The 14935-nt window shown below is 32.1% G+C and carries 10 protein-coding genes; 3 read left to right on the top strand and 7 right to left on the bottom strand.

Annotation, left to right across the window (positions count from 1 at the left end):
- Positions 1–62: 62 nt before the first annotated feature.
- From ACQ629_RS08535 to ACQ629_RS08525, 3 genes are all read right to left on the bottom strand, one after another.
- Complete coding sequence (locus tag ACQ629_RS08535; protein ID WP_483704092.1) at positions 63–770, bottom strand: hypothetical protein; 708 nt, start codon at positions 768–770, stop codon at positions 63–65.
- Positions 767–4684 (bottom strand): thrombospondin type 3 repeat-containing protein, encoded by a 3918-nt coding sequence (locus tag ACQ629_RS08530; protein ID WP_483704090.1) that lies wholly within the window; start codon positions 4682–4684, stop codon positions 767–769. Before ACQ629_RS08530 ends, ACQ629_RS08535 begins: the two co-directional genes overlap by 4 nt.
- Before the next feature lie 109 nt (positions 4685–4793).
- Complete coding sequence (locus ACQ629_RS08525; protein WP_483704088.1) at positions 4794–6131, bottom strand: deoxyguanosinetriphosphate triphosphohydrolase; 1338 nt, start codon at positions 6129–6131, stop codon at positions 4794–4796.
- Positions 6132–6362: 231 nt separating this feature from the next.
- Here ACQ629_RS08525 and ACQ629_RS08520 point away from each other — a divergent pair, with 231 nt between their 5' ends.
- Both ACQ629_RS08520 and ACQ629_RS08515 read left to right on the top strand, forming a co-directional pair.
- The gene (locus tag ACQ629_RS08520; RefSeq protein ID WP_483704086.1) at positions 6363–6863 is read left to right on the top strand and encodes a Panacea domain-containing protein; all 501 of its coding nucleotides are present in this window, start codon (positions 6363–6365) and stop codon (positions 6861–6863) included.
- The gene (locus ACQ629_RS08515) at positions 6856–7179 is read left to right on the top strand and encodes a hypothetical protein (protein ID WP_483704084.1); all 324 of its coding nucleotides are present in this window, start codon (positions 6856–6858) and stop codon (positions 7177–7179) included. Before ACQ629_RS08520 ends, ACQ629_RS08515 begins: the two co-directional genes overlap by 8 nt.
- 513 nt (positions 7180–7692) lie before the next feature.
- Here the strand turns inward: ACQ629_RS08515 and ACQ629_RS08510 are convergent.
- The 4 genes from ACQ629_RS08510 to trxA all read right to left on the bottom strand — a co-directional run bounded on the left by ACQ629_RS08510 (position 7693) and on the right by trxA (position 12558).
- The gene (locus tag ACQ629_RS08510; RefSeq protein ID WP_483704082.1) at positions 7693–8004 is read right to left on the bottom strand and encodes a hypothetical protein; all 312 of its coding nucleotides are present in this window, start codon (positions 8002–8004) and stop codon (positions 7693–7695) included.
- 355 nt (positions 8005–8359) lie between these two features.
- Positions 8360–10759 carry a ribonucleoside-diphosphate reductase subunit alpha gene (locus ACQ629_RS08505; protein WP_483704080.1) on the bottom strand — a complete coding sequence of 800 codons (2400 nt, stop codon included), beginning with the start codon at positions 10757–10759 and terminating at the stop codon, positions 8360–8362.
- 173 nt (positions 10760–10932) lie between these two features.
- Positions 10933–11904 carry a ribonucleotide-diphosphate reductase subunit beta gene (locus ACQ629_RS08500; protein ID WP_483704078.1) on the bottom strand — a complete coding sequence of 324 codons (972 nt, stop codon included), beginning with the start codon at positions 11902–11904 and terminating at the stop codon, positions 10933–10935.
- 294 nt (positions 11905–12198) lie between these two features.
- Complete coding sequence (gene trxA / locus ACQ629_RS08495; protein ID WP_483704076.1) at positions 12199–12558, bottom strand: thioredoxin; 360 nt, start codon at positions 12556–12558, stop codon at positions 12199–12201.
- A gap of 172 nt (positions 12559–12730) precedes the next feature.
- Here trxA and ACQ629_RS08490 point away from each other — a divergent pair, with 172 nt between their 5' ends.
- On the top strand, positions 12731–14887 hold the full coding sequence (locus ACQ629_RS08490; protein WP_483704074.1) for a prolyl oligopeptidase family serine peptidase: 2157 nt from the start codon (positions 12731–12733) through the stop codon (positions 14885–14887).
- Positions 14888–14935: the final 48 nt, after the last annotated feature.

Raw genomic sequence — 14935 nt, 5'->3', positions numbered from 1 at the left:
ATAACAATAAAAACGACGCTAAATAGCGTCGTTTTTATTGTTTACAAGATGTTTTTTATTCTCTAGTTAACACTAAAACTCCAAACTTGCCCTATAGACTTTGCTCCTGAGTTATCAACCGTATTAACTTTCCAATAATATGTTTTACCTGTTGTAACGGTTACCTTATATAATTCTTCATTTTGAGAACTTGCTACATCTGTTAAATCTGCACCTTCGCCAAAGAAAACCTCATACGATAATGTATCATCTGTATTAGAGTCAGCACCTATCCATTGTAAATCAACAGACACAGTTGATGCATCTAATGCTGCTTCAGCGGCTGGGCTAACTAACTCTGCTGTAAAAGGAGCGTTATTTTCTTCTCCTGTTCCTTTCGTATAAAATGCAAACACAGAAGATGCTTCTCCTGATAAACCTTTACTATCAGTAGCAGTTACTCTCCAATAATAAGCAACTCCTTTATCTAAATTTATAGATTTAGTAGAAGAATTAGCGGTTTCTGTTTTAATAACAGTAGTCATATCTCTACTATTAGAAAATTCAACTTTATAACTAATAGCATCATTATTAGCATCTGTAGCATCACTCCAATCAAAAGCAATTGTATTATCTATACACAATAAATCTTGTGTTGGGTATGCTAAACTAACTTTACTTGGAGCTTCGTTAACCACCTCTGGTTCTCCTCCGCCTTTACTACTTCCACCTCCACAAGCAACAAATAGTGGAAGTGAAAATAATGCGATTGTTTTTATTGCTTTTCTCATTTTTTTAATATTTTAAAAGTATTAGTCTTATCGTTTCCTAATTTTAGTATATAAATACCGGCTTTATAACTATTGAATGGAATTGATAATTCGTTTCCTTGTCTTTCTATTGTTTTATCTAAAACCACTTTACCCGTTACATCAAATACAATAACTTTAACATTATTTGAGGTATCTACTGGTAATAATAATTCGATAGATTCTGTTACTGGATTATTTCTTAAGAAAACATTATCGATAACTGTTTTAAATTTACCTTCACATGCCTTAGCTGTAGTAACCTCTAAAACACCTTTTCCTTCAACCTTAACGTTAAATATTGATTGCTCGAACGTATTAATTAAATCACCATTTAAAAACACTTTATAAGGTGCCGTTCCTGAACTTACGTTTACTGTGTAGTTTCGAGATTGATTATTTTTAGCAACCCTTAAAGAAACCGTTTTAGCTGCTTTTATGTTTATTTCAAAACATTGTTTGTAATCTTTACCATCAATTTCTATACAAACCTCATAGCTACCTGGTGCAAGGTTTTCAAAAGTAAATGATGATGTCGTTAATGGTGTAATTTCACTTTTACTTTCCCCTTTTAAGGTTACTGTATAATTTACAAATGTTTGCTGAACATTCACCGTAATTTTACCATCACTTTCACCTACACATGTTTCTGATATAGTTACAATAGATATATTATCTGCATTTAAATAACTAGTATCACAAACATCTCCTATTCCGTTTCCGTTAGTGTCTGTTTGATCTGCATTTACTGTATTTATACAGTTATCAACATCATCCATAATACCATCTGAATCTGAATCTTGACAAGCATCTCCTACTCCATTCTCGTCTGAATCTGTTTGATCTGCATTTGCCGTGTTAACACAATTATCTACGCTATCTAAAATACCATCTTCATCGGTATCCTGACAAACATCTCCCACACCATTTGTATCAGTATCTAATTGATCTGCATTAGCTGTGTTTGGGCAATTATCTTCCCCATTTAAAACCCCATCACCATCATCATCTCCAGTTGGATCTGATATAAATTTACCTGAAAAAACACCTCTACCATAAGTTGCAGCAAAAACAGCATTGTCATCTCTTAAATCTAAATCTAAAACAGGAACATTACTCATTCCATTATAAGACTGTGTCCAACTAGGTGAAACTGCATTAAAGTTTTTTGTTTTCCACACACCTAAATCAGTTCCTATAATTACTTCATTCGTGCTAATTGGATTTTGTAAAATGGCTTTTACTGGTAAATCTGGTAAATCTCCTTCTTTATTAACCCAGTTAATTCCTCCATCTGCAGAGTACCAAATATTTACAACACCATAATTATGCATTGTTACAAAAATTTGATCTTCATTTTCTCCTAATTCAATATCTGATACCGTTCCTACAAAATCAACTCCTGTAATTTCAGACCAAATACTACTGTCTGTATCTGCATTTTCTATTTTTAATACCTTTCCGTTTTTTAAACCTGCAAAAAGCAAACTCGACGTTGTTGTATAAGCGGATATTTTAAGAGTAGATGGCGCTGAATCCATTAACGAGTTAGAAAGTATACCTTTTTGAGGTACTATTGTTAATATATCCGAATATCGTCTAATAGAAATACCAGCAGAACCTGAATAATTTGAATACAAAATATTCAGGTTTGAATCTAATTCCTCTTGATTAATAAAGTCCCCATTAGATGAGTCTTCATCATTAATAGTATAAGATTGTTCCGTTTTATAATCATACAAAACAATACTTTGATTATAAACGTAATTAGATATAAAGTATTGATCATTTCCGTCAGTATCAAAGAAACTAGCAGCTCCATCACCTCCTGCAGCTCTTATAGAGCTATTAATTCCTGCTCTAGCTGTTTCTACTAATTGAGTTCCGTTGTCTTGAGCTCCTGCGATGAAATACTCATCACCTCCAAATGCTGTTGATGGTGCTACACCTACTGTATAAAATTGTAATGTATTATAGTTATTATTTCTTGCCGAAATACTACTTCCTGCATTATTTGAAAAATATACTCCACCGTCGTTACCAAAAACCATTCTTGATGAAGAAGCAAAAGCTAAACCATGCTGATCTGCATGCACATTTTGAGAACCAAAACCTCCATACCAGTGTGAGCGTTGATCCCAGGTTTGACCTGCATCTGTAGATTTAAATAAATCTATACCTCCAACATAAAGAATATTCTCATTATTTGGATCTACTTTAATTAATAAATCGTAAAAAGCTTGACCTCTAGTAAAATCATTTGCAGGAATACCTGTGTCTTTATCATCTGGTAATGGTAATTCATTTACGGTTGTAAAATCATCAGTTGTTTTAAACATTTTAACTGGTGTTACAGAACTATTTATTTGAGATAAAACATAAACTGTACCCGCATTAGATGGTGAAACAGCTATTTCTGTTCTTAAGCCTGTTTCTACTGAGTGTATTAAATTAAAACTATTACCATTAACTGATTTTAAAATAGCTCCACCTCCATCTCCATAAGTATAACTAGACGTTGTACTTAAATAAATAGAATTATCAGCACCTAATTCAAAATTATTCGGCTCATATTCATTTCTTTCACTTGTTTTTGGCATGTTTAATTTAGAGAAGTTTATACCGTCTGTAGATTTATAAACCCCATAACTATCACCTCCTAATGAAACACCACCTAAATAGCCAGATTCACCTGCTGCTATATAAACTTCTGAAACTCCTGAATTATTTCTTACAATAATATCGTTAATGTGCTGTATCCCTGGAACAACTAATACATTTGTTGCATTACTTCTTCCTTCTGTTAAAGTTATATTAACCGTTTCAGTTGATAAAGCATTTATTATTGTATTACCTGCTGTTCTGGTTGTCATAACAGCTGGAATCGTTATTGAAGTATCGTCTCCTCCCATTGGTATTGGGTTTCCTTCAATATTATTTACCATAACCACAGCTATAGCACCCGCAGTTTCTGCTTGCTTAACCTTTAAATCAAAGTCACAACTACCTCTTCTTATTACTGCTATTTTGCCGTTTAACTCACTTGCGTTTGTCAATTCTTCACAACCATTATCAAATGGTGCTGTTATATCATTAACCAAAACTGCATCTCCAGTAACTGGAGTTCTTAAATTCCCTCCAAAAGCAGTAGCTAAAGTTGATATGTATTCACCTGAAATACTTGCTGGACTATTAACTGTAACTGTTGAGTTTGCATCTAAAAAAGGATCTCCTGTAATACCTCCAAAAATATTAGACCATGTAACTCCACCATCAATAGACTTCCATAAACCATCTCCGTTTGCATCTCCGTTTACGTAAGATTCTCCTGTCCCTACATATAAAATTTGTGAATTATTTGGGTCTGCTGCAATACAAGAAACTGCTAGATTCTCAGGAATTCCAACACGAACCCATTTAGAATTTACATCAGAAATTTTTGTATTTTTCCATAAACCACCACTAACTCCTCCCGCAAAAACAGTTTCATCTGTTGTATCATTTGGATCAAACAAAAGAGCTCTTGTTCTACCCCCTACATTATCCGGCCCTCTTTCTTCCCAAGGGTTAGTAGCTTCACCTGGAACTTTTTGACCTGCTCTTAGTTTACTCAACTCTTTCTGAAGTCTTAAAACATCTTCTTTATGAGTTCTTCCTGTATTAGGGTTTATTTCACTTAAATATTTTTGTTCGAAATAAGCATTTGGTGGTAATCCCTGTGCTTTTCTCTCTTTTTTGGCAAGTCTTCCTGTTTTTTGAAAAGGGTGGTTTTTCAAAAATTCTGCATGTTGACTTCTCAATTTATCAGCAGCTGTATCTTTAGTGCCTATTGAATTGAAGACAACACCACATAAAGCTAATATAAGTAAGCAAACTAATAGTATTTTTTTATTCATGGTAAAGTTATTTGATATATAACAGTTAGTGGTTAAATTACCCTAACTTATTTAGAAAAAAGCTAAAATATAGTTTATACTAACTACTAAAACTTAATTCAACAATTAATTACGCAATATTTCCTTTTGTTTTTTTAAATAATCGTATTGCAAAACTATCCGACAAACCAGATACATAGCTACAAATTTGCATAACTCTGTCATAAAGCGTTGCTTTTTCTTGCTGATATTCATCAGGAAGTAAATTTAACACCAAGGTGTCATAGTTAGATTGTGTTCCGTTAAACTTATTATTTAATGCAGTTACAAAAACATCTAATAAATCTGCAATAATCTTATACCCTGCAACTTCTTTTTCAATGACATCTTTACTGCGGTATATTTTTTCTATGCTTATTTTAATGATGTCGTTAATTTGCGCCTCATACTTACACTTCTCTAACAACGATTTATAGAAGCTACCATTTAAAATAGCTCTTTCATTTTCTAAGAAAATGTCAACTGCTTCGTTAATTAAAACGCCTATTGCCAAGGCTCGCAAGTAACTAATACGATCTTTTGTGTATTTTAATGAATGGTATTTTTTACTGTCAATCGTGTTTTTAACCAACTTAATCATATACTCTAAAGCATAATCTTCATCGATTAGTCCTAAATTAATTCCGTCTTCAAAATCGATAATTGTATAACAAATATCATCTGCAGCTTCTACTAAATAGGCTAATGGATGACGGTAATAGGATATACCGTCACTTTCTTTTTTCTGTAAGCCTAAATCATTGGCAACATCTAAAAAGCCTGCTGTTTCCGACTGAAAAAAGCCGTATTTCTTATCAACTATATGTTTTGTTGGTTTTTTAGGCAATGATTCTTTAGGATATTTCATAAATGCTCCTAAAGTTGCATAACTTAAACGCAAACCACCTTCGCTACCATGATTATTTTCGGTTAAAATCTTAAATCCGTTTGCGTTTCCTTCAAAATCTATTAAATCTTGATATTCTTTTTCGGTAAGTTGCTCTTTATATTTTAATCCGTTACCTGTTTTAAAATATTCTCCGATGGCTTTTTCTCCTGAATGCCCAAAAGGCGGATTCCCGATATCGTGTGTTACGGATGCGGCGGCAACAATGGCTCCGAAATCGTTAAAAGTATAACCTAATTCTACTAAATTTGGGTGACGTTCTAACAACACTTTACCTACTCTTCTTCCTAAAGTTCTACCAACTACCGACACTTCTAAACTGTGTGTTAATCGTGTGTGAACAAAATCGGTTTTTGATAGCGGAATTACCTGCGTTTTATCTTGAAGGCTTCGAAAAGCTGATGAAAAGATAATTCTATCAAAATCTACCTCAAACCCCAAACGAGTTTCATCTTGTTTTATACGTTCTCGTTTTTGTGTATCTCCAAATCGTTTTAACGATAATAATTGTTCCCAGTTCATTCTATTCCTATAAGTTTCGTCGAAAATACTAAAAAAGAAAAGTTTATACCCTGTCTTGTTTTATTAATTCTTTTTTTCGAAATGTAAATTCATAATTATCTGAATTTTAAACAATTAATATCATCTAATATTGTAAAAAGAACTGCTTAATGATTGTATTATTCTGTATTTTTGTGTATATTATTTCTTTATAAGAAAAAAGTGTTTATTTTTATTACAAATTAAATGATTATGGGAACAACCAGTTCTGTTGTTAATGAGTTTATAAAACTTGCAAAAAAAACGAATTACGAGCTTACCAACATGAAGTTGATAAAGTTAATGTACATATCGCAAGGGCTTTCTTTGTCTCTTTTAAACCGTCCATTGTTTGAAGATGACAATATTGAAGCCTGGAAGTTTGGCCCAGTAATACCTAGTGTATATCATGAGTTTAAACACTTTAAATCAGGGCCTATTACTACAAATTCAGTAATGTTAGCTGATGATGATTGGCAAAAACTCTCTGAACCTACTTTAAAAAATAAAGAAGATAAAAAAATTGTGCTGCTAACATGGCAATTGTATAGCGATATTTCTGCAAAAGATTTAGTAGATTTAACACATATGGCAGGAACACCTTGGAGTTTAACATATAGATCGGGAAGTAATAGAATTATTAACAACGATCTTATAAAAAGGTATTACGATAAATTTATTACGAACTTAGATAAACAACTAAAAAGTGCGTAATAAATTAGACGAACTACTGGAAGAATCTAAAAATCTTCATGTTGACACAAAAAAAATAGACAAAGACACCGCGTTAACCGAACAAGAGGTTTACGACAGGGTACAAGACAGATACGAACGAAAAAAATACGCCTTTAGAACATTCTTGTTTTTATGCGGATTTGCAAGTATTATCTTACTAATAATCATCGCTTCGGGTTTTTCTAAAGCAACTAGTTTTAGTTTAAGTGACAGTGTTTTAATAGCACTAATAACATCATCTTTAGCAACTATCGTTGGTATTTTTATACTCGTAATGCGTTACTTATTTAAATAAAAAGAGAAGTCTTAATATTTATTAAACGATAGAACATAAATTCTAAGGGTTTATCTACACCGTTTTAATTAAAAAAAATATTTTAATAAAGTAACTAACTGACTCATATGAAATGAGTCAATTAGTATTAAAGGGAAAATATTAAAAAGGGAATGTATTCTTAATTATTTAAACTCTTTAAAAGGAAAGTATAAGGTTCATAATTACTAGTTGTATGCACACAAATAATAAAATTTTTAATCTTATATAGTCTTCCCTTTAATAAAGAGTTCGTTTTAATTGATGTTTTAAATGAAGAAATTCTTCTACTCTTTACATTACAGGGTTACCTGATTCAATAACATCGTTGCATTTAATAATGCAGCAATATTATTACATAAAACATATTACCACAATACCCAATACCCCTAATTATTCACTAGGGGTATTTGCAATAAAATAGGGATAACCCTATTTTCGTTAACATTTCTTTAACAAAAAAAGAGAAGTCTTTCGACTTCTCTTTTATCATACTTATGAATATTTACCCCAATTTCTTTTTAAGATCCAATTAGTCTTCCAATGAATATATTTTGATGGCTCAAAATATAAGTCAGTAAACTCAATATTTAAAACTCTATCTGGTAATAAAGGTAAATTATGTGCTCCTTTTGGACCGTTCAAATCTAAAAAGTGAAATCTAATCGATTTATCTTTGAATTTTGTACTTGGTCCAATATCAAATGGAATACATTTTCTTGTTAAAACTCTCTTATCATTCGTTACATAAGTAACCCTTACTATTAACCTATCGTTAATGGATTTAATTAATCTATTTCTTATCATTTCCTATTAATTTACAGTTATTAACACTTTGTGGTTAACAACTAATTACATAGCTCCCTTGCTTTATTTAAAGGGTTTATAGCTACTTAATATATTTATAGAAACATTTAACTTGGCTGTAAGAATTACATTTTGTATTTTTGAAGTACAAACGGAGATGAGTTATTTCTCGTCTTACTGTTTTATCATATTGGGCCTCAGAAACCAAATATTAAAAAACCAAGAGCGATGCTTCAAGTGTCGCTTTTTTGTGTTTTGTTTTTACTCTTTCTTCTATTTATTACCAATTGTATTTCTGTTTTAAAATGAGGAGCTTTTTACAACTCCCCAATCTTAATTCTAATTTAACTCTGTTTTAAGAACCACACATTAAACAATCGTCGTCTGGTGCTCCGTTTTTAGAAGCATCAACCATAGCTTTAAATTCTGTAGCACTCATTGGTTTTTCTTCTTCAACTACAGCTTCTTTCTTTTCGATGTTTAAGGTGAATTGCTTTGCGTTTACTGCCGATTTTGTACGTAAATAGTACATTCCCGTTTTTAAACCGCTTTTCCATCCGTAGAAATGCATAGAAGTTAACTTTGCATAATCAGGATCTTTCATAAATAAGTTTAACGACTGAGATTGATCGATAAAATAACCTCTATGGCGTGCCATATCGATAATATCTTTCATACTCATTTCCCAAACTGTTCTATATAAATCTTTTAAATCTTGTGGAATAGAAGCAATATGTTGGATAGATCCGTTTGCACGCATAATGTCTTCCTTCATATTATTATCCCATAAATTTAACTCTACTAAATCTTCTAATAAGTGCTTGTTTACAACGATAAACTCACCAGATAATACTCTACGGGTATAAATGTTAGAAGTATAAGGCTCGAAAGCTTCGTTGTTTCCTAAAATCTGAGAAGTAGATGCTGTTGGCATTGGTGCCACTAATAACGAGTTACGAACACCGTGTTTCATTACCTGCTTACGCAAAGCATTCCAGTCCCAACGACCACTTAAATCGTCTTCTTTAATTCCCCACATATTGTGTTGGAACTCTCCTTGAGACATTGGCGAACCTTTAAATGTTGAATATGGTTCTTTTGCTTTTGCAATTTCCATTGATGAAGTTACAGATGCAAAATACAAGGTTTCGAATATTTCTTGATTTAACTTCTTAGCTTCATCTGATGTAAACGGCATACGCAACATAATAAACGCATCTGCCAATCCTTGAATCCCTAATCCTACCGGACGGTGACGTACGTTAGAGTTTTCTGCTTCAATAACCGGATAATAGTTACGATCAATAACGGTATCTAAGTTTCTAATTACTTTTTTAGTTACTTTAAATAGCTTTTTATGATCAAAAAATTTGTTTCCGTTTTCATCTTCACCAACAAACATTGGTACTGCTATGGATGCTAAATTACATACTGCTACCTCATCTTTGGCAGTATATTCCATAATCTCAGTACATAAATTTGAAGAACGAATAGTTCCTAAATTCTTCTGATTTGATTTGCGGTTAGCAGCATCTTTATATAACATGTACGGTGTACCTGTTTCAATTTGAGATTCTAAGATTTTCTCCCATAAATCACGTGCTTTTATTGTTTTTCTACCTTTACCAGCAGCTTCGTAACTTGTGTATAAACGCTCGAATTCTTCACCATAAGTATCAAATAAATGCGGACATTCATGAGGACACATTAACGTCCACTCAGCATCTTTTTGTACACGCTCCATAAATAAATCAGAAATCCACATTGCGTAAAATAAATCACGTGCTCTCATTTCTTCTTTACCATGATTTTTCTTTAAATCAAGAAAATCATAAATATCAGCATGCCAAGGTTCTAAATACATAGCGAAAGAACCTTTACGTTTTCCTCCTCCTTGATCTACATAACGAGCCGTATCATTAAACACTTTTAACATTGGCACAATACCGTTTGATGTACCATTGGTACCGGCAATATAACTTCCTGTTGCACGAATATTATGTAAAGACAAACCAATACCTCCTGCAGATTGCGAAATCTTAGCAGTTTGTTTTAGTGTATCGTAAATACCTTCTATACTATCATCTTGCATTTGTAATAAAAAACAAGACGACATTTGTGGTTTTGGTGTACCTGCGTTGAATAATGTTGGCGTAGCATGGGTAAAATATTTTTTACTCATTAACTCGTATGTAGCGATTGCTTCGTCAATATCTTCTTTATGAATACCTATAGATACACGCATTAACATGTGCTGCGGACGCTCTACAATATTACCGTTAAGCTTTAATAAATAAGAACGCTCTAAGGTTTTAAATCCAAAATAATCGTAATTAAAATCACGACTATAAATAATTGTAGAATCTAATTTATCAGCATTTTTCATGATAATATCATACACATCATCTGCTAATAAAGGAGATTCTTTTTCTGTACGGGGATTTACATATTCGTACAAATCAACCATCGTTTCAGAAAACGATTTTTTAGTGTTTTTATGTAAGTTAGATACCGCAATTCTTGCAGCTAGTTTTGCATAATCAGGATGTGCAGTTGTTAGTGTTGCAGCAACCTCAGCAGCTAAATTATCTAATTCAGATGTTGTTACACCATCATATAATCCTTCAATAACACGCATTGCTACCTTTACTGGGTCAACAATTTTGTTTAATCCATAACACATTTTTCTAACCCTCGCTGTGATTTTATCAAACATCACAAGCTCCCTTTTACCGTCTCTTTTTGCTACATACATATTATTACTATTGGTTTTAATTTGGTTATATAAAGCCTCACAAGCTTACACTTGAATGACTTATATGTGTTAAAATAATTTTTTTTTGAAACTATATTATACTAAAACACCTTCGTGTTTTTAGTAAAAAAATTACCGCATGTAGGGGGTTAGCAGTAAAGTATCCTTTTTTTTTAAAAATCAGCATCGAAACTAATGTCTCCAGTACCACCTGATGATACACCTGCTTTTTGGTATTCAGAAACCCTTTTTTCGAAAAAATTTGTTTTCCCTTCTAATGAAATCATTTCCATAAAATCAAACGGATTTGCAGTACCGTATTCTTTATCACATTCAAATTCTAATAACAACCTGTCGGTTACATATTCTAAATACTGTGTCATTAATTTAGCATTCATACCAATTAAACTTACAGGTAAAGATTCTGTAATAAATTCTCTTTCAATGGTAAGTGCATCTAAAATAATTTCACGAATACGATCTTTTGGCACTTTATTTACCATGTGATGATTGTGTAAATGAACTGCAAAATCACAGTGCATTCCTTCATCACGAGAAATTAATTCGTTAGAAAAAGCCAATCCTGGCAATAAACCTCTTTTCTTTAACCAGAAAATAGAACAAAAAGATCCTGAAAAGAAAATACCTTCAACAGCTGCAAAAGCAATTAATCGTTCTGCAAACGAATCAGAGTCTATCCATTTTAATGCCCAATCTGCTTTCTTTTTAATCGCAGGGAAAATTTCAATTGCTTTAAACAATTTATCTTTTTCTGCATCATTCTTTACATACGTATCTATTAATAATGAATACGTTTCAGAATGCACGTTTTCCATCATTATTTGAAAACCATAAAAGAATTTTGCCTCTGAATATTGTACTTCATTTACAAAGTTTTCTGCTAAATTTTCATTTACAATTCCGTCAGAAGCTGCGAAAAAAGCTAAAACATGCTTAATGAAATAACGTTCATCGTCAGTTAACTTGGTTTCCCAGTCTATAACATCCACAGATAAATCGATTTCTTCGGCAGTCCAAAAACAAGCTTGTTGTTTTTTATACCATTCCCATAAATCATCATGTTGAATTGGAAAAATTACAAATCTATCCTTATTTTCTTGTAAAATTGGTTCGATAAAAGCCATTTATATCTGTGCTAAATTTTAATGTTATTTTTATTTCCTAGAAGGGTTAACAAAGATTCAAAAAATTACTAAAAACCGAAAGCTTTACTTATTCACAAATCCCTTGAAGTTTTCAACAAATTTTAAAAAACACACAAAAGAACGTCATTTAAACGAAAGCACAACTTATTTAAAAACAAGTGTTTAAAATTAAAAAAAAAGCTTGACTAGTGGTAATCACTGAGTTCCCTATTTTAGTTTTTTTGCATAAAAAAAGTGATGTTTTCACATCACTTTTTTAATTTATATTTAGACTTATTTTTCTACCTTTAAAACATCTTTTATAATTTCTTCTATTTGTTTTTTTGGTAACGCTCCGTTTGCCATTTGAGGTTGTTCACCTGCTTTGCAAAATAACATTGAAGGAATACTACGAATTCCGAAAGCGGCAGATAATTCTTGTTCTGCTTCAGTATCTATTTTATAAATATCTATTTTACCTTCGTATTCTTTACTTAACTCTTCTAAAATCGGAGCCAAAGTTTTACAGGGTCCGCACCAATCTGCATAAAAATCAATTAATACTGGTTTGTCACCTTCAAACTTCCACTCTTTATTCTCTTCAAAATTAAATACTTTTTCTAAAAAAGTTGCCTTTGTTAAATTTTCTGTCATGCTGTTTTTTATTATTTACTACTTATTTACTTGAAAATTTTCAAGCATAAAAGTAGTCGTTTATATTTCTTAAAGATTACAAGAACGCCATTTAGTGTTAAAAGCGTCTTAAAAAATAGGTTTTTCATACTTTTTTCTGCTAACTTTGAAAGAATTAACTAATTTTTATACCATGAAAAAAATCCTTTTTTCGATTCTTTGTGCGAGTACTATTTTAGTGTCTTGTAAACAAGAAAATCAACCTAAAAACACAATTGCTGTGAAGTACCCTGAAACGACTAAAAAACCTGTAGTAGATGATTTTTTCGGAACAAAAGTAACCGATAACTATCGTTGGTTAGAAGACGACAGAAGTACAGAAACTGAAAATTGGGTTAAGGCAGAAAATGAAGTAACCTTTGATTATTTAAGTAAAATACCATATCGCGAACAGCTAAAAAATCGTTTGTCTGAATTATGGAACTACGAAAAAATAGGTACTCCTTTTAAAGAAGGTGATTACACCTATTTTTATAAAAATAACGGATTACAAAATCAGTATGTTTTATATAGAAAAGACAAAGAGGGTAAAGAAGAAGTATTCTTAGATCCAAATACGTTCTCTGAAGATGCTACAACATCATTAGGTGCTGTTAGTTTTTCTAAAAACAGCGAAACAGTTGCCTATTCAATTTCTGAAGGTGGTAGCGATTGGCGTAAAATAATTGTTATGAATGCCAAGAGTAAAGAAATTATTGGTGATACTTTAATTGATGTAAAGTTCTCTGGAGTTTCTTGGTACAAAAATGAAGGTTTTTATTATTCTAGTTACGATAAACCAAAAGGAAGCGAGTTATCTGCTAAAACAGATCAACATAAATTATATTACCATAAATTAGGAACAGTACAAAAAGAAGATGTTGTTGTTTTTGGAGCAACTCCTCAAGAAAAACATCGTTACGTTGGTGGTAGCGTTTCTGAAGATGATAATTACCTTGTAATTACAGCAAGCGTATCAACATCAGGAAATAAATTATTTTTTAAAGACCTTTCTAAACCAGATAGTTCTTTAATAACAATCTTAAATCATACAGATAGTGATACCTATCCGATAGATAATATTGGCTCTAAAATATACTTGGTAACCAACCTTAATGCTCCTAATAAAAAAGTGGTTACTGTAGATATTTCTAATCCAACTCCCGAAAACTGGAAAGATTTTATTCCCGAAACAAAGAATGTTTTAAGCGCGTCAACAGGTGCCGGTTATTTCTTTGCAGAATATATGGTAGATGCGGTTTCTAAAGTAGTACAATATGATTATGACGGAAAATTAATTCGTGAAGTAAAATTACCTGGTGTAGGATCTGCCGGTGGTTTTGGCGGAAAAGCAACTGCTAAAGAACTGTATTTTTCATTTACAAACTACAACACACCAAGTTCATCTTATAAATTTGACCCGAAGGAAGGAACGTATGCTGTTTATTGGAAACCAGCAATTTCTTTTAATGGTGATGCTTATGAAAGCAAGCAAATATTTTACGCTTCTAAAGACGGAACAAAAGTTCCGATGATTATCACCTATAAAAAAGGGTTAGAATTAAATGGTAAAAATCCAACTATTTTATACGGTTACGGCGGATTCAATGTTTCATTAACACCTTCATTTAGTATTGCAAACGCTGTTTGGATGGAACAAGGTGGTGTATATGCGGTACCTAATTTACGTGGTGGTGGTGAATACGGTAAAAAATGGCACGATGCAGGAACACAATTAAAAAAGCAAAATGTATTTGATGATTTTATTGCTGCAGCCGAATATTTAATCAAAGAAAAATATACTTCATCAGATTTTCTTGCCGTTCGTGGTGGATCTAATGGTGGGTTATTAGTCGGAGCAACAATGACACAACGACCAGATTTAATGAAAGTAGCATTGCCAGCTGTTGGAGTTTTAGATATGTTACGTTATCATACATTTACTGCAGGAGCAGGTTGGGCGTACGATTATGGAACCGCAGAGCAAAGTAAAGAAATGTTCGATTATTTAAAAGGATATTCTCCTGTCCATAATGTTAAAAACGTAGCGTATCCAGCAACCATGGTAACTACTGGTGATCATGATGATCGTGTAGTACCAGCGCATAGTTTTAAGTTTGCTGCTGAGTTACAAGACAAGCAACAAGGAGAAAATCCGGTGTTAATTCGTATCGAAACAAACGCTGGTCATGGTGCCGGAACACCGGTTGCAAAAACCATAGAACAATATGCTGATATTTTCGGGTTTACCTTATTTAATATGGGATTTGATCAGTTACCGAATCCACCAAAATCTAAAATTAAGAGTTAAAAATTGTAACAGATAAAAAATTATAGATACTAATACATAAATCAATCT

The organism is Tenacibaculum sp. SM2510 (genome assembly GCF_057002845.1).
This window is presented reverse-complemented; position numbering and strand designations above follow the sequence as displayed.